Raw genomic sequence first — 15,079 nt, 5'->3', positions numbered from 1 at the left:
CGTTACATTCCCTCGATGAGGTCGGTGAACCGGTCGGCGGCGTCGCGTTCCCGGGTCACCTCCAGTGTCAGTTCGCCGTTTCTGAGTTCGATGGTGACCCGTTCCAGCCGCGGAGTGAACACCTTGTGGTGGTGGCCCCCGGTCGGGTCCGGTCGGGTCTGTTCCTCGATGAGGTCACAGTCCCGCAGTTCCTCCAGCCGGCGGTAGATGGTGGGTTCCGAGACGCCGCATCGTTCGCTCAGTGTGTTCGCGTCCATCGGTTCGACACTCGTTGCTGTGAGGATTGTCCTGACCGTCGCGTCCTCGAGGAGTCCGGCGATGTCCTCGATGTCGCAATCCTCACTCACGATGACGGTTGTTCCGGTGGCGGTAATAAAATGGTACCGCAGCTTCAGCGGGTGAAACCCGCATCGGGGCCAAGCTTGTTACGCCCCCGCTCGAACAGTCGCTATGACCGACGACCAGCGCGACCCCGTCGAGGACGCGCTCGGGGACCGCTACGACCTCTACGACGTCGCGACGTGGGACGTCAGGTCCCGCCTCGACGTGTTCGCCGTCCGGCTGACGGCCGCGCTCCGCACCGCCCGGACCTGGCTGCTCGTCGTCACCGCTGGCGTCCTCTTTCTCGCACAGCTCGCCATCGGTGGCCTGCTCGTCGTCGAACAGCCCATCCTCGGCGGTCTCGCGCTCGTCTCCATCGTCCCGGCGCTGGCACTGACTGGCTACTTCTGGTACGGTGATCCGACGAGACGGGAGCCGGTCGAACTGCTCGCTATCACCTTCCTCCTCAGTCTGCTCTTTGCCAGTTTCGCGGCTATCGTCAACAGCCTGTTCGCCCCGGCCTTCGAACTCTTCGGCATCGTCGGGCTCGCGCTCTTTTTCTTCGTCGTCGTTGCGCCGGTCGAGGAGACGGTCAAGTGGCTGGCCGTGCGCGTCCACGCCTACAAGACCGACTCGTTCGACACCGTGGTCGACGGCGTTGTCTACGGGGCCGTCGCCGGCCTCGGCTTCGCCGCCATCGAGAACCTGGTTTACATCCTCAACATCTACCTCACGACGGCCGAGGCTGGCATCGCTACCCCGCTCGCCCCTGCGGTAGACGTGGCCTACCTCCGCGCGTTCGTCGGGCCGGGCCACGTCATCTACTCGGCGTTCGCCGGCTACTACCTCGGCCTCGCCAAGTTCAACCCCGAGAACCGCGGCCCCATCGTCGTCAAGGGGCTGGTCATCGCTGCCTTCATCCACGCTACCTACAACTCGCTGGTGACCGTCCTCCCGCTCACGCAGATGGGTTTCGTCGCCTTCGTCGTCGTCTACGACGGCCTCTGGCTGCTCGTCCTCTACCGGAAGATAGCCAGGTATCGCTCGCTCTACGAGGAGGCCCGGACCAGCGGTCCCGGCCGGACAGGCGGCCCCGAGACCGCACCGCCACGGTCCGAGTTCGAATCCGAGACCGACGACGGGCGGGAGGCCGAACGCGACGAAGCGCCGCCGGAGCGGCCCCGGCGGGACTGGGAGTCGGGGCCGTCCGTCGAGGAGCGGACCGGGGAGGAGGGCCGCGAGGGGAGGTGAGACCGGGAAAGCGGCAGCCTTTTTCTGGAGAGTCGAGGAGGTACTGGCATGACCGACCGCGCCGCCGTCCAGGCCGTCTCGCCGCTCGACGGCCGCTACGCACGCTACACCGAACCGCTGGTCCCCTACGCCAGCGAGCAGGCGCTCATGCGGGCCCGCGTCCGCGTCGAGGTGGAGTACCTGCTCGCGCTCGCGGACCTCGACGCCACGCCGCTGTCGATAGACGCCGACCAGCGCGCCCACCTGCGTTCGCTGTACGAGGTCTTCGACGCAGACGACGCCGACGTCGTCAAACAGCTCGAAACGGAGGGATACGCCGGGTACTCGGCCACCAACCACGACGTGAAGGCCGTCGAGTACTTCGTCCGCGAGGGCCTGCCGGCGGACCTCGACGCCGCCCAGTGGATTCACTTCGGGCTGACCAGCGAGGACGTGAACAACCTCGCACACCGCCTGCTCGTCAAGCCCGCCGTCGAGGAGGTGCTGGTCCCCGAACTCCGCGAGGTCCGGGACACCCTCGCCGGGATGGCCCGCGAGTACCGCGACCTGCCGATGCTCGCCCGCACCCACGGCCAGCCAGCGACGCCGACCACCTTCGGCAAGGAGATGGCCGTCTACGCCTCCCGCCTCGGTCGCTCGCTCGCACGCATCGACGCGGCCGCTGCCGACCTCTCGGGCAAACTCGCCGGCGCGAGCGGGACCTACGCCGCCCACCACGCCGCCTACCCCGACGTGGACTGGCCGGCCTTTTCGGAGTCGTTCGTCACCGGCCTCGGTCTGGAGCACGAACCGCTGACGACGCAGGTCAACCCCTGCGACGACCTGGCCGCGGTCTTCGACGCCGTCCGCGGCGCGAACAACGTCCTGCTGGACCTGGACCTCGACACCTGGCTGTACGTCTCCGACCGCTACCTCGGCCAGGAGGCCGTCGAGGGCGAGACCGGGTCGTCGACGATGCCCCACAAGGTCAACCCGATAGACTTCGAGAACAGCGAGGGCAACCTCTCGAAGGCCAACTCCGATCTGGTCTTCCTCGGCGACTACGTCACCACGTCACGCCTCCAGCGGGACCTCTCGGACTCGACGGTCAAGCGCAACGTCGGGGCCGCCTTCTCCCACTGTCTCATCGGCTACAGCAAGTGCCAGAACGGCCTCGCGAAGGTCGTCCCCAACGAACACGTCATGCGGGAGGAACTGGAGAAGACGCCCGAAATCATCGGCGAGGCCGTCCAGACCATCCTCCGCCGGGAGGGCCACACCGACGCCTACGAGCGGGTCAAGGCACTCACCCGCGGCCGCGACGTGACCATCGAGGACTTCCACGACCTCTTCGCGGACCTCGACGTGCCCGCCGACGTGCGCGAGGAACTCCAGGCGCTGACGCCCGCCGGCTACACCGGCGTCGCCGACGAACTGGTTGACGGACTCTCGGAGTGACAGCATGGACCTCGCCCGCCTCGAAGCCCTCTGTCTCCTCTACGTGGGGTCGCTGTTCTCGGCCTGTGGCGTCCTGCTCTCCTGGTCGACGGGGACCCTGACCTGGCTGATAATCTTCAGCACCGGCCCGGTTTTCGTCGTCATCGCCATCTACTGGCTGTACAATCCGAACGTCCGTTCGACGACTCCGACGGAGTTCGGCCTTCGCCAGTACACGATTCTCGCACTGGCAGCTATCGCCACGGTCGTCGTGGCCGGATTGTTGTTCCTGGAGTTCGCCTGACCGCTCCCCAGCCCCGCTCAGTCGGCCGTCAGCCCGGCAGCGACCGACCGAATCACGAGGTCCCGGGTCTCGCCGTACAGGTCTTCGCCGATGTCCTCCTGGTGGAGCGTCAGGAACGACACCGACCGAATTGCGCTGGCGACGAGTCGCGGACTCGGCCCCGTGACTTCGCCGGCCTCGTACCACGCCTCGACGTACGGCAGCATGTACCCCAGCGACTCCTCGCGGTCCCGTGCCAGTTCCTCCTCGGTGTGGTAGTCCCTGAGCATCTCCATCTCGTCGGGTTCGACCAGCAGCCGGCGCACCAGCGGATTCGTCTCTATCTCGTCCATCAGCGCCGTCAGGAACTCGACGATTGCGGTCTCGGGGTCGTCCTCCTCCTCCAGCGGCGCGATGAGGCGGGGCAGCATCTCCTCGCCCTCCCGTTCCAGAATCTCGACGTAGAGGTCGGTCTTGGAGTCGAAGAACTGGTAGAAGGTGCCGTTGGCGATGCCGACTGGTTCCGTCAGCTCTCCGATGGTGGTCTTCTTGAGCCCGTAGCGGGCGAACAGCTCCCGTCCCTCGGCGACGAGCCGTTCGCGGATGCGCTCGCGCTCGGCCTCGCTGAATCCGCCGCTCATCGTCGCCCCCTCATGCGATATCCTTCCGCTGGAACAGCGTTCGGCCGACGAGCACGAGCGCGAGCGCTGCCACGAGCAACACGACCGCGCCGGTCACGTCCCACTGGGACTCCACGAGGACTGCGGCGGGGTCGTAGTACCGCGTCGGCGAGAGCGCGCCCAGCGCCGCGAAGTCGGTGTTCGTGACGACGGAGTCGACGAGGAACAGCCCGAAGACGACCCCCATCGCTGCCCGCTGTGCGAGGCTCGTCCGGTCGAAGATGACGGAGGCGACGAGGCCGATGGCGCCCGTCGTCAGCAGGTACGGCACCGACAGCAGGTGCACCATCACGAGGTCGGCCACCGAGATGGTCTCGCCGATGGCGAGGACGCCGAAGTAGACGAACACCGGCAGGACGACGTTCGCGATTGCGATGGGAACGAGCACGGCGGAGAACTTCTCCAGGACGACCTTCGACCGCGTGACCGGCAGGGCGAGCAGCATGTCCATCCGCCCGTCTTCCACGTCGTCGGCGATGAGCCCCGCGGCGCTGTAGGCCAGATAGAGCCCGAGTAACAGCACCCAGCCGAAGGCGTACAGTTCGGCGGCGAGGAAGCCCTCGATGGTACTCAGCGACTGGATCCCGAAGGCGGCCCGCAGCGCAGGTGGCATGCCCTGGATGTAGGCGTCGAGGTCGATGCTCGACGAGATGCTGGGGAACAGGTAGATGTAGAGACCCGTCAGAATCGCCAGTCCGGCGGTCAGCGCGGCCGACCCCCTGACGCGGCGACGGCCGTAGTAGCGGCTGAACTCGAACATCAGGCCGCACCTCCGGGGACGGCGGTATCGTCTCCGCCGCCGTAGAACTGCATGAACACCTGTTCGAGGGGCGCCTCCTCGACGTCCAGTTCGAGGACGTGATAGCCGTCGGCGAAGTCGACGAGCGAGTCGAAATCGCCGGTGTACGTGAACGTGAGTTCGGTCACCGTCTCCGCGTCGACCCCCCCGCCGGCAGCAATCGCCGTCTCCGCGTAGGACTCGTCGACCGCCTGCACGGACACGTCGTGAGCGCCGTCGAGGTCGATGTCAGCCTCCGCGAGGTCGGCAGCGACCCGCAAGCGAACGAACTTCCCGCTGCGGTGCAGGAGGTCCTCGACGCTCTCGACGGTCACCATCTCCCCGTCGCGGATGATGCCGACCCGGTCGCAGACGCGGCGGACCTCGCTCAGGACGTGCGAGGACAGAAAGATGGTCGTCCCCGCGCGCTTCTCGACGTGGACGAACTCGTTGAACCGCTGTTGCATCAGCGGGTCCAGCCCCGCCGTCGGCTCGTCCATGACCACCAGGTCCGGGTCGTGCATGAACGCCTGGACGAGGCCGAGCTTCTGCTTCTGGCCGGTCGAGTAGCTGCGGACGGCGCGGTCGAGCGGGACCTCGAAGAGGTCGAGCAGTTCCGCCCGCCGCGAGTCGCCCTTTATCGACGCGTGGAGGTCCAGAATCTCGGCTCCGGTTGCCGTCTCGTCGAAGCCGGGATTCGACGGGAGGTACCCGACGCGCTCTCTCGCTGCGACCATCGCGTCCTCGTCGTGGATGTCCGCGCCGAGCAACGTCGCGGTTCCGTCTGTCGCCGTCTGGAAGCCCATCAGCGTCCGGATGGTCGTCGTCTTCCCGGCCCCGTTCGGCCCGAGGTAGCCGAACACCTCACCCTCCGCGACCTCGAAGGACACCGCGTCGTTCGCGAGCACCCCGTCGTAGTTCTTGCTCAGGTCCGTGACGGTAATCGCGCTCATAATTGGTCCTTCGCTGTGGGAATATATGAATATATCGTTCAGATATTTTTGAAGGCCTGAATACGTATTATAGGGGCTATGGGGTGTTTTAGCGGCCGAAGCGGCTGCGACCTCAGCCCAGCAAGTCGGAGACGGCCTCCGACACCACGTCCGCGGCCCGGTGGACGTCCCGCCGGTCGACGTACTCCCGTTCCGCGTGGGCGACCGGCCCCTCGTCGTCTGCCAGGACGCCGGGGCCGAAGACGACCGTCGGGGCGTCGGCCGCGAAGTAGGAGGCCTCCGTCGCAGCGCCGAATGGTCGGATTTCGCCGCCACTGGCGGACTGGAGCGCGTGCACGACTGGCGCGTCCGCGTCCGTCTCGAACGCCTCGGGGTACGGCATGTCAGGACGCAGCAGCGACACGGAGAGGTCCATCCCGCGGGGCAGCAGGCTGTAGAGGTGCTCCTCCAGTTCGACGACGAACTCGTCGACGGACTCCGGCGGCACGGAGCGCCGGTCGAAGGTGACGGTACACTCGCCGGGAACCTGATTGGTCGCCTCGCCGCCCTCGATGAGGGTCGGGGTCAGCGTCGGCCACCCCAGCAGGTCGTGCTCGCCGGGGCCGTACTGGTCGTCGTAGGTCTCCATGCCCTGGACGACGACCGTCGCGGCACGGATGGCGTTTTTCCCGCTCGCGGGGTCGGCGGCGTGGGCGCTCTCGCCGCGAATCGTCACCGCCCCCTCGAACTGGCCGCGGGCGGCCGTACACACGTCGAGGCCGGTCGGTTCGCCGACGATAACGCTGTCAGCGTCCAGCGTCTCCCCAAGGTGTGCGCCCCCGGTCTGTGTCGTCTCCTCGTTCGGCGAGATGGCGAGCGTCAGGCGGCCGTTCTGGACGTCAGCGTCGAAGAACGCGGCGAGGAAGGTGGCGAGCGGTCCTTTCGCGTCGCAGGCTCCCCGGCCGCGTACGACGTCCCCGTCGCGCTCGTAGCCGACGTGGGGCGGCACGGTGTCGATGTGGGTGTTCAGGACGACGTGCGGGTCGCCGCTGCCGCGGGTGGCGAGGACGTTGCCGAGGTCGTCAACGGTGGGGTCAGTCCCCTCTCGCTCCAGCGTCTCGACGAGGAGGTCCCGCATCGCGTCTACGTCCTCGTGGGACGGGGTCTCGATTGCCGCGCGGTGGAAGTCGTCGACGTCGTAGCTCATTGGATACGTTCGAGGAAGCCTGCAGGTGTTACGATTTCGGTGTCCCGGTATTTTCCAAGGGCCAGCAGGTGCTCGTCACCGGAAACCACGTAATCGGCCTGTGCTGCTGTCGCACAGGCGAGAAACGCGTTGTCGTCCGGGTCGCGCTCGATAACGTTCGGTTCGGCGTCGGGGTCCACTCGCTCGGCCTCCCTGGTGAGAACCGAGAGATACTGGCCTCGCTCCTCGTCGGTGAATGGTAACCGAGTGTACTGCATGACGCGTCCCAACTCCGCTAACGTTTGCTCCGACACTACGATTCGACAGTCCGATCGACACGCTCGGAGCACTGCCTCCAGGGGTGTGCCACCGAAGCCGAACGCGGAAATGAAGACGTTGGTGTCGCAGACTACTCGGACCGGGCCCATGCAATTGCGTCCTCGACGTCGTCTTCGGTGATGCTCTCATTTTCGAACCGACGCTGTGTCCGCTCCGCCAGCGAGCGCAACGCTGTCTCGGTATCCTCATTCCGTTCCTCGTCGCTGTCTTCCAGAGCGACGGCGAGGGACATCAGCGCCAGCGCCTTCGATTCTCCGCTGGCGGAGACGCCCGAGTCGGTGTCGACGGCAGTGTAACTGCCATCTTCTTCGGTTATCTCGACCGTTGCGGCCATACCGTCACGTAGTTCGGATTCGTGTATAAGGATTCGCCCGGTCAGTCTTGCTCCAGGCGCGTCACGTCGTCCAGCGTCTCGCGCCGCCGGACGACCCGTTCCTCGTCGCCTGCGATAGCGACTTCCGCCGGCCGGGGCTGGGAGTGGAACTGGTTGGCGAGTTCGTAGCCGTACGCGCCAGCGTTGCCGATTGCCAGCAGGTCCCCGCGCTCGGGTCGAGCGACCGGCCGGTCCGTGCAGAACACGTCGGCGCTCGTACAGCATGGTCCGCCGACCGAGACCGGTTCGGCCTCGCGGTCTGGCGCTGAGACGTTCCGAATCGGGTGGTAGGAGTCGAACATCGCCGGACGGATGAGCGTCGCCAGCGAGGCGTCGACGCCCACGACGGTCGTCGCCGGCGTCTCCTTGACCGTGTTCACGTCGGTCAGGATGAGTTCCGCGTCGGCGACGACGTAGCGCCCGGGTTCGAGCTTTATCTGCGCGTTCAGGTCGCCGACGGCGTCGCGGACCTTCTCGCCGACGACAGCCATGTCCAGGGGTTCCTCGTCCTCGCGGTAGGGGACGCCGAAGCCGCCGCCGAAGTCCACGAACTCTAGATCGCCGACCTGGTCTTCGACGGTACGGCCCATGTCCGCCACCTTCGCGATGGCGCGGCAGTGGTCGTCTAAGTCGTCGTGGAGGACGCCGCTGCCGGCGTGGGCGTGGATGCCGACGAGGTCGAACCGCTCGGCGACGTCCGCGGCCACCGCCGGTACCTGGTCGTAGGGGATGCCGAACTTCGCGTCCTTGCCGGTGGCGACCTTCTCGTGGTGGCCGGTGCCGATGCCGGGGTTGACGCGGATGGCGACGCGGCCGTCGTAGCCGCGTTCTTCGAGGCGGTCGAAGGTGTCCGTCGCGCCGCCGGTGATGGTGAGTCCCGGGTGGTCGGCCGCCAGGTCGGTCGCGTAGTCCAGGTCCGCCGCGGGCGGGTTGACTGCGGTGTACTGTAGCGTGTCCGGGTCCGCACCGGCCTCGATGGCCCGCTGGAGTTCGCCCCGGGCGGCACACTCGATGTCCGCGCCGGCGTCCAGCAGCGCCGAGAGGACCGCACGGCCGGTGTGGGCCTTCGCTGCGTACATGACGTGCGCGTCCGGGAAGGCCCCGGCGAAGCGGCGGTAGTTCGCCTGCACGCGGTTGAGGTCGACGACGTACAGCGGCGTCCCGTGCTCGGCGGCGAGGCGTTCCAGCCGCTCGTGGTCCCAGTCCGCGAGGCGACGTATCGGCGGCGACGTGGCCTGACTCATCGACTCACTCCCGCAGCGCGTCCTCGCGCTCGGTCCCCTCCAGGGTCTCCTGTTCGATGTCCGTCGCGACGACGGCGGGCTTGTACGCGCCGCCGTCGAACATGTCGTGGTCGCTGATGGAGGACTCGACGAACCGCGAGAAGGCCCGGCGCTCCGGCGGGAGGTGACCGTAGACGACCTCCTCCTCGACGAGGTCGTAGACCGGGATGCGCGGCGTCAGCAGCGTGTTCTCGCCGACGACGCTGTTCTCGCCGACGACGAAGCCGCTGGTGACGCGACAGCCCGCGCCCAGGGACGCGCCGTCCTCGACGATGACCGGCGCGTTCTCGACCGGTTCGAGGACGCCGCCGATGAGCGTGTTCGCGCCGAGTTTCACGTTCTCGCCGATTTGGGCACACGAGCCGACCGTGTCACAGGAGTCCACCAGCGTCCCATCGCCGACGTGCGCCCCGATGTTGACGAAGGAGGGGCTCATCATGATGACGTCCTCGCCCAGGTAGGCCCCGCGGCGGACGGTGGTGCCGTCCGGCGTGTTGCGGGACCCGCGGTCGCCGAGGTCGCTGGTGTCCAGCAGCGGCAGCACGTCGTTGTAGGTGACGCCGCCGTACTCGTACTGGGAAATCTCGTGCAGGCCGAAGTTGAGCAGGACGCCCTGCTTGACCCACTCGTTTGCCTGCCACTCGCCGTTCCCAGCCGACGGCTGGGACCCCGCTGCGCTTTGTGCAGCGGTGTCGCGCTTCTCGGCGGCGCGGACCTCGCCGGCCTCCAGGGCTTCGAGGAACTCCGCGAGCACGGTCAGGTCCTCGTCGGTGGCGTCGGCCGCCGTCAGTCCGTCGTCGTACCGCTCCCACAGATGTTCGATGTCGGATTGCAGACTCATGACTCGTCGATTACGTCTCCGAAGCTATACCAACCGGGGTTTTGCTCCGCCAGCCAGACCGCCGCGTCGATGGCCCCAGCGGCGAACACGCCGCGGTCCTCGGCGCGGTGGCTGAGAGAGAGCACCTCGTCGTTGTCGGCGAGGATGACCTCGTGCTCGCCGCGGATGTCGCCCGCGCGCCGGACGAGCATCCCGACCTCTCCCTCCTCGCGGGGCTGGATGCCCTCGCGGCCGGCAACTGTCTCGAAGTCGCGGTGCTCGGCGATTTCTTCGAGGATTGTCTTCGCGGTGCCGCTCGGTGCGTCCCGCTTCTGGTTGTGGTGGGTCTCCATGACCTCCACGTCGTAGCCCTCCAGGGCTTCCAGCGCGGGCCCGAGCGCGCGGAGCAGCGCCTGGATGCCCCGCGAGAAGTTCGTCGCCTTGAGCAGCGGCGTCGCCTCGCTGGCCTCCTGTAGGACCGATAGCTGGTCCTCGTCGACGCCCGTCGTCCCGACGACGAGGGCGACGCCGGCCTCGGCGCAGGCTCCCGCGAGGTCCACGGTCGAGTCCGGCACCGTGAAGTCGACGACGGCGTCGGGGTCGTGCTCGGCCAGCGCGTCAGCGGTTTCCGCGGGCTCGTAGACGGGTACGGGCGCATCCGCGTCGGCGTCGACGTCGATGCCGAAGGCGACCGATACGTCGTCGCGCTCGCCGGCGGCCTCGACGACCGCCTGCCCCATCCGCCCGGCAGCGCCGTTGACGCCCAGCGTCGTCATCGTGCCTCCGCGGCCTCGAAGGGGGTCTCGTAGTCGGCCAGCACCGATTCGAGGTCCCCGTAGGTCTCCTCAGTGGCCTCGGTCAGCGGCGGCCGGACGTTGCCGTTGCCGTGGCCGCGAATCTCCAGGGCGGCCTTGACCGGGATGGGGTTGGTCTCCCAGAACAGCGCGCGAAAGAGTGGGCCGAGGTCGTGGTGGCGTGCGCGCGCCTCCGGGTAGTCCTCGTCGAGCGCGGCGTGGACCATCGCGCCCATGCGCTCGGGTTCGACGTTGGCGGCGACGCTGATACAGCCGGTGCCGCCCACCGAGAGGATGGGCAGTGTCTCGCCGTCGTTGCCCGAGAGCACGTCGAACTCCTGGTCGCGGGTCTTCTCGACGATTTCGCTGACCTGGTTCAGGTCGCCGCCGGCGGCCTTGTACCCCTGGATGTTCTCGTGCTCGGCCAGCGTCGCCACGGTGTCGGCCTCGATGTTCTGGCCGGTCCGGGAGGGGACGTTGTAGACGATTTGCGGCACGTCCACCTCGTCGGCGATGGTCTCGTAGTGCTCGACGAAGCCCTGCTGTTCGGGCTTGTTGTAGTACGGCGAAATCAGGAGAAGCGCGTCCGCGCCGGCGTCGGCGGCCCGCTGGGACAGCGAGAGCGCCTCCGCGGTGTTGTTCGAGCCGCTGCCGGCGATGACCGGGACGTCCACGGCGTCGATGACGGCGTCGATGACCTCGACGTGCTCGTCGTGGCTCACCGTGGCCGATTCGCCGGTTGAGCCCATCGGGACCAGGCCGTCGACGCCCGCGGCCTCCAGTCGCTGTGCGTCCGCGCGGAGTGTCTCGAAGTCGATGCTACCGTCGTCGTGAAACGGCGTGCACATCGCGGGGTACACGCCGCCGAAGGTGTCGAAGTCTGTCATTGGTCGTTGTCTGCTGTGTTGTCGGGGTGTCGCTTGTGTGGTTCGGTTCAGCGGTCGCTTGCCGGTCGGCCACCACGACCCGCGACGGGGACGCCACTCCCGCCGCGAGTCTCTCTCAGCGTTTGCGTTTCGCAGAAGGAGACACGCCACGCTCGGCGTCTGCACCCGCACTGCCGTCGAGCGTGGCCCGCGTCATACCGGAAGAAGTGCCATCCTGGAACTTATGTGTTGTGCCTGCCGGACCGGCTCTCTAACGGGAGCGATTGTGCAACTACCTGGCATAGAGCGCGTGGTTTTTTATACTCCATCTCGTAACTGTCCCTGATGGTACGACACATTGGTCTCAAATTCCGGATGGTCGTCATGGGCAGCATCCTGTTTGCCTTCTACGCGGCCATCGCCGGACTCGTCATCTTCAACTACGGTGCGAACACCACCGTACTCGCCCTCCTGTTGCTGGGTACGGTCGGCTTCGTCGGCTTCCAGTACAAGTTCGGCAAGTGGGCTGCACTCAGGAGCGTCGGCGCGGAAGACATGCCCAACGAGGGGCGCTACAGGGAGATTCACCAGCAAGTCGAGCAGTTGAGCCGGGACATGGGCATCGACAAGCCCCGCCTGATGGTCGCCGACATGGGCGTCCCCAACGCCTTCGCCGTCGGCCGGAAGGGTGCCGGCGTCGTCGTCGTCTCGACGGAGATTATCGACCTGCTGGAGCGCGAGGAACTCGAAGGCGTCCTGGCGCACGAACTCGCCCACATCAGCAACCGCGACGTCGTGATGATGCTCATCGGGCAGTCCATCGCCGCGATGGTCGGTATCGTCGTCCAGTTCGCGGTGCTGTTCGGCGGCGAGCGCAACATCGCGTCGTACTTCTTCGCGATGATTGCCGGGTCCATCGCCCAGATGCTCGTCTCCATCTTCGTGCTGGCCATCTCCCGGTACCGCGAGTACGTCGCCGACAGCGACGCCGCGCAGTACACGAACAACCCCGACGCGATGGCCCGCGCGCTGGAGAAGATAAGCGAGGGCGCGAAACAGCGCCAGCAGATGCAACAGCAGGCCCGCCAGCAGCAGCGTCGCGGCCGCGGCCCCGGACAGCAACAGCAGCGCCAGCAGCAGGGCACCCCCGACGAAGTCGCCGCGCTGTGCATCTTCGAGGGTGACCGCGGCGTCCTGCAGACCATCTTCGCCACCCACCCGCCCGTCGAGAAGCGTATCAGCAAGCTCCGCTCGATGTAACGACGGCCCCAGGCAGCAAGCCCTTTTGCGCTGGGTCGGCGAGAGAACGTAATGACGGAGATTCACCCGAACCAGCGGGTCGCCGTTCTCGCTGACTCGCAGAACCTCTACCACACGGCACAGAGCCTCTACACGCGAAATATCGACTACGCCAGCCTGCTCGAATCGGCGGTGGACGGCCGGAAGCTCACGCGGGCGCTCGCCTACGTGGTCAAGGCCGACGCGCCGGAGGAGGAGAGTTTCTTCGACGCGCTCGTCGACATCGGCTTCGAGACGCAGATAAAGGAGATAAAGACCTTCCAGGACGGCTCGAAGAAGGCCGACTGGGACGTCGGGATGAGCCTGGACGCCGTCTCGCTCGCGCCCCACGTCGACACCGTCGCGCTCTGTACCGGCGACGGCGACTTCGCTCGCCTGTGTCGGTATCTGGAACACGAGGGCGTCCGCGTGGAGGTCTACTCCTTCAGGGAGTCGACTGCGGACGAACTCGTCGAGGCGGCCCACGACTTCACGAACCTCAGCGACGATACCGACCAGTTCTTGCTCTAGACCGGCCGCCCTTCTTTACTGGAGGTGCCGACGAGGAGCACGCCGAGAGCCATCACCAGCGCCGCCACACTCCCGATGATGCCGGGGATAATCGGCTCGCCCGCCATGCTGACGTAGATGATGAGCGCGGAGGTGACCACCGAGAGGACCGCACCGATGCCTATCTTCAGTGTCGAATTCATGTAGCTCTACGTCGGTGTCTCTCCCTTATTAACTCTCCTGAACTCCCTCGATGATTGATATTCTCTCACACGCTGTGGGCCGGAACGGAGCGACTTAGTGCTGCGGGCTGGTACGGAGGAGCGATGGACGACATCGCGGTGCTCCGTCGGGTCGGTGACTACCAGTTCGGGCGCGGGGCCGGGCGCGCGCTGTTCCCGTCCGCGGACGACCTGACCGTGACACAGACCAGTTCCGGCCGCCCCCGGCAGGTCCGGGGACCGGCGGGTCGGCTGGTCACCTACGGGACCGACGGCCGCCTGCGACTGGGCGTGGCCGGTGGCGAGCGCCTCCAGCGGGCGCTGGACGCACCGGCCTACCGGGTCGTGGTGGGCGACGAGAGCGAACCCTACGTGCTGGAGGGGCGCAACGTCTTCGCGAAGTTCGTCGCGACGGCGGGCGCGGACATCCGGCCCCGCGACGAAGTGCTGGTCGAACACGAGGACGGCCGCCTGCTGGCGGTCGGCCGCGCGGAACTACCCGGGCCGGGGATGGTAGAGTTCGAGACGGGGATGGCCGTCGACGTGCGCGACACGGCCGCGGAGTGAGTCGTCGGCCCGGCGGCCGAGAACGCGCAACGCAGACCTTTTTATCACCAGGGGCGAACCGAAGGGTATGTTTGGAGGAGGCGGCGGGGGTCTCGACCCCAGCAAGATGAAGCAGATGATGAAACAGATGGGCATCGACATCGAGGAAATCGATGCCGAGGAGGTCGTCATCAGGACGGCCGACGAGGAACTGGTCTTCACCGACGCGGAGGTACAGCTCATGAACGCGCAGGGCCAGCAGACCTACCAGGTCGTCGGCTCGCCCGAGACCCGCGACCGCGGCGAGGGCAGCGCCAGCGCCGTCGAGGCGGGCGAGGACGACGCCGACGAGGGCATCCCGCAGGACGACGTGGAACTCGTCGCGATGCGGACGGGCGTCCCCGAGGACGAGGCCCGCGAGGCGCTGGAGGCGACAGACGGCGACCTCGCTGCAGCCGTCGAACGGCTGGAGTAGCGTGTCCTACCTGTTCGTTCACGAGGACCGCGAGTACCTGCTGGCACCGGGCGAGCGCCTGGAGACCGACCTCGGCATTCTGGAGGTCCCCGACGACGTCGAACCCGGCCAGACCGTCCAGACCCATCTCGGCACGACGTTCGTCGTGCGTGACCTCCGCGGGCCGGACCTCTTTCACCACCTCGAACGCACCGGAGCGCCGATGATGCCCCGCGACGTGGGGCTCATCGTCGGTCACACCGGCCTCTGCGCCGGCGACCGCGTGCTCGACGCCGGGACGGGCACGGGCGTGCTCGCCGCCTATCTCGGCCGCATCGGGGCGGACGTGACGACCTACGAGCGCGACCCGGAGTTCGCCGACGTGGCCCGGGAGAACATGGACCTGGCGGGCGTCGCGGACGCCGTCGACGTACGCACCGGCGACGTGACCGACCACCTCGTCGGCGGCGACCGGTTCGACGTGCTGACGCTGGACACCGAGGACGCGGCGACGGTCGTCGAACACGTCCCGAACCTGCTGGTCTCCGGGGGCTACGTCGCCGTCTACTCGCCGTTCGTCGAGCAGACCCGCGCAGTGGTCGAGACGGCGGGGAACCTGGGGCTCGACGAGATAGAGACGCTGGAGACCATCCAGCGGACGATGGACTTCGACGACCGCGGCTCCCGGCCGTCGACGGCCGGCGTCGGTCACACCGGCTACCTGACGTTCGCGCGGAAGCCCTAGTTC

Annotated in this window: 20 protein-coding genes; 8 read left to right on the top strand and 12 right to left on the bottom strand. The window is 67.3% G+C overall.

What is annotated here, in order from left to right; genetic code table 11:
* Positions 1 to 2 precede the first annotated feature (2 nt).
* A complete protein-coding gene (locus WDJ57_RS03920) occupies positions 3 to 347 on the bottom strand; it encodes a winged helix-turn-helix domain-containing protein (protein ID WP_338904107.1) in 345 nt (114 codons plus the stop codon).
* Between the two features lie 103 nt (positions 348 to 450).
* Between WDJ57_RS03920 and WDJ57_RS03915 the strand changes: the two genes are divergently transcribed.
* Genes WDJ57_RS03915 through WDJ57_RS03905 form a run of 3 tightly spaced genes read left to right on the top strand, consistent with a single transcriptional unit; the run spans position 451 to position 3,292 of the window.
* Positions 451 to 1,572: a PrsW family intramembrane metalloprotease gene (locus tag WDJ57_RS03915; RefSeq protein WP_338904106.1), complete on the top strand. Its 1,122-nt coding sequence runs from the start codon at positions 451 to 453 to the stop codon at positions 1,570 to 1,572.
* Between the two features lie 48 nt (positions 1,573 to 1,620).
* Positions 1,621 to 3,009 carry an adenylosuccinate lyase gene (gene purB, locus WDJ57_RS03910; RefSeq protein WP_338904104.1) on the top strand — a complete coding sequence of 463 codons (1,389 nt, stop codon included), beginning with the start codon at positions 1,621 to 1,623 and terminating at the stop codon, positions 3,007 to 3,009.
* A gap of 4 nt (positions 3,010 to 3,013) precedes the next feature.
* Positions 3,014 to 3,292, top strand: a complete 279-nt coding sequence (locus WDJ57_RS03905; protein ID WP_338904102.1) for a hypothetical protein — start codon at positions 3,014 to 3,016, stop codon at positions 3,290 to 3,292.
* 17 nt (positions 3,293 to 3,309) lie between these two features.
* Here WDJ57_RS03905 and WDJ57_RS03900 read toward each other — a convergent pair whose 3' ends face one another.
* From WDJ57_RS03900 to dapA, 10 genes are all read right to left on the bottom strand, one after another.
* On the bottom strand, positions 3,310 to 3,912 hold the full coding sequence (locus WDJ57_RS03900; protein ID WP_338904100.1) for a TetR/AcrR family transcriptional regulator: 603 nt from the start codon (positions 3,910 to 3,912) through the stop codon (positions 3,310 to 3,312).
* Positions 3,913 to 3,922: 10 nt separating this feature from the next.
* Entirely contained in the window at positions 3,923 to 4,711 is a 789-nt protein-coding gene (locus WDJ57_RS03895; RefSeq protein ID WP_338904098.1) for an ABC transporter permease subunit, read from the bottom strand.
* Complete coding sequence (locus tag WDJ57_RS03890; protein ID WP_338904096.1) at positions 4,711 to 5,682, bottom strand: ABC transporter ATP-binding protein; 972 nt, start codon at positions 5,680 to 5,682, stop codon at positions 4,711 to 4,713. The genes WDJ57_RS03895 and WDJ57_RS03890 overlap by 1 nt, the downstream gene beginning before the upstream one ends.
* Before the next feature lie 112 nt (positions 5,683 to 5,794).
* A complete protein-coding gene (locus tag WDJ57_RS03885; RefSeq protein WP_338904094.1) occupies positions 5,795 to 6,868 on the bottom strand; it encodes a M20 family metallopeptidase in 1,074 nt (357 codons plus the stop codon).
* On the bottom strand, positions 6,865 to 7,275 hold the full coding sequence (locus tag WDJ57_RS03880) for a putative toxin-antitoxin system toxin component, PIN family (RefSeq protein ID WP_338904092.1): 411 nt from the start codon (positions 7,273 to 7,275) through the stop codon (positions 6,865 to 6,867). Before WDJ57_RS03880 ends, WDJ57_RS03885 begins: the two co-directional genes overlap by 4 nt.
* On the bottom strand, positions 7,257 to 7,520 hold the full coding sequence (locus WDJ57_RS03875) for a type II toxin-antitoxin system HicB family antitoxin (protein ID WP_338904090.1): 264 nt from the start codon (positions 7,518 to 7,520) through the stop codon (positions 7,257 to 7,259). Before WDJ57_RS03875 ends, WDJ57_RS03880 begins: the two co-directional genes overlap by 19 nt.
* Before the next feature lie 41 nt (positions 7,521 to 7,561).
* Positions 7,562 to 8,803 carry a diaminopimelate decarboxylase gene (lysA, locus tag WDJ57_RS03870; protein ID WP_338904088.1) on the bottom strand — a complete coding sequence of 414 codons (1,242 nt, stop codon included), beginning with the start codon at positions 8,801 to 8,803 and terminating at the stop codon, positions 7,562 to 7,564.
* Positions 8,804 to 8,807: 4 nt separating this feature from the next.
* The gene (locus WDJ57_RS03865) at positions 8,808 to 9,683 is read right to left on the bottom strand and encodes a 2,3,4,5-tetrahydropyridine-2,6-dicarboxylate N-succinyltransferase (RefSeq protein WP_338904086.1); all 876 of its coding nucleotides are present in this window, start codon (positions 9,681 to 9,683) and stop codon (positions 8,808 to 8,810) included.
* Complete coding sequence (gene dapB / locus WDJ57_RS03860; RefSeq protein WP_338904084.1) at positions 9,680 to 10,438, bottom strand: 4-hydroxy-tetrahydrodipicolinate reductase; 759 nt, start codon at positions 10,436 to 10,438, stop codon at positions 9,680 to 9,682. The genes WDJ57_RS03865 and dapB overlap by 4 nt, the downstream gene beginning before the upstream one ends.
* Positions 10,435 to 11,343 (bottom strand): 4-hydroxy-tetrahydrodipicolinate synthase, encoded by a 909-nt coding sequence (gene dapA / locus WDJ57_RS03855; protein ID WP_338904082.1) that lies wholly within the window; start codon positions 11,341 to 11,343, stop codon positions 10,435 to 10,437. Before dapA ends, dapB begins: the two co-directional genes overlap by 4 nt.
* A gap of 324 nt (positions 11,344 to 11,667) precedes the next feature.
* Between dapA and WDJ57_RS03850 the strand changes: the two genes are divergently transcribed.
* Both WDJ57_RS03850 and WDJ57_RS03845 read left to right on the top strand, forming a co-directional pair.
* Positions 11,668 to 12,582 carry a M48 family metallopeptidase gene (locus WDJ57_RS03850; protein WP_338904080.1) on the top strand — a complete coding sequence of 305 codons (915 nt, stop codon included), beginning with the start codon at positions 11,668 to 11,670 and terminating at the stop codon, positions 12,580 to 12,582.
* Positions 12,583 to 12,633: 51 nt separating this feature from the next.
* Positions 12,634 to 13,131 (top strand): NYN domain-containing protein, encoded by a 498-nt coding sequence (locus tag WDJ57_RS03845; RefSeq protein WP_338904079.1) that lies wholly within the window; start codon positions 12,634 to 12,636, stop codon positions 13,129 to 13,131.
* Here the strand turns inward: WDJ57_RS03845 and WDJ57_RS03840 are convergent.
* Entirely contained in the window at positions 13,128 to 13,313 is a 186-nt protein-coding gene (locus WDJ57_RS03840) for a hypothetical protein (RefSeq protein ID WP_338904077.1), read from the bottom strand. The genes WDJ57_RS03845 and WDJ57_RS03840 overlap by 4 nt on opposite strands.
* 123 nt (positions 13,314 to 13,436) lie before the next feature.
* Between WDJ57_RS03840 and WDJ57_RS03835 the strand changes: the two genes are divergently transcribed.
* The 3 genes from WDJ57_RS03835 to WDJ57_RS03825 all read left to right on the top strand — a co-directional run bounded on the left by WDJ57_RS03835 (position 13,437) and on the right by WDJ57_RS03825 (position 15,076).
* Entirely contained in the window at positions 13,437 to 13,898 is a 462-nt protein-coding gene (locus WDJ57_RS03835) for a PUA domain-containing protein (protein WP_338904075.1), read from the top strand.
* Between the two features lie 67 nt (positions 13,899 to 13,965).
* A complete protein-coding gene (locus WDJ57_RS03830; protein WP_338904073.1) occupies positions 13,966 to 14,352 on the top strand; it encodes a nascent polypeptide-associated complex protein in 387 nt (128 codons plus the stop codon).
* Between the two features lies 1 nt (position 14,353).
* Positions 14,354 to 15,076, top strand: a complete 723-nt coding sequence (locus WDJ57_RS03825; RefSeq protein ID WP_338904071.1) for a methyltransferase domain-containing protein — start codon at positions 14,354 to 14,356, stop codon at positions 15,074 to 15,076.
* The last annotated feature ends 3 nt before the right edge of the window (positions 15,077 to 15,079 follow it).

The organism is Salinibaculum sp. SYNS191 (assembly GCF_037338445.1).
GTDB lineage: Archaea > Halobacteriota > Halobacteria > Halobacteriales > Haloarculaceae > Salinibaculum > Salinibaculum marinum.
Note: the sequence above shows the minus strand (reverse complement) of the source record. Positions and strands in the feature narration are given on the sequence as shown.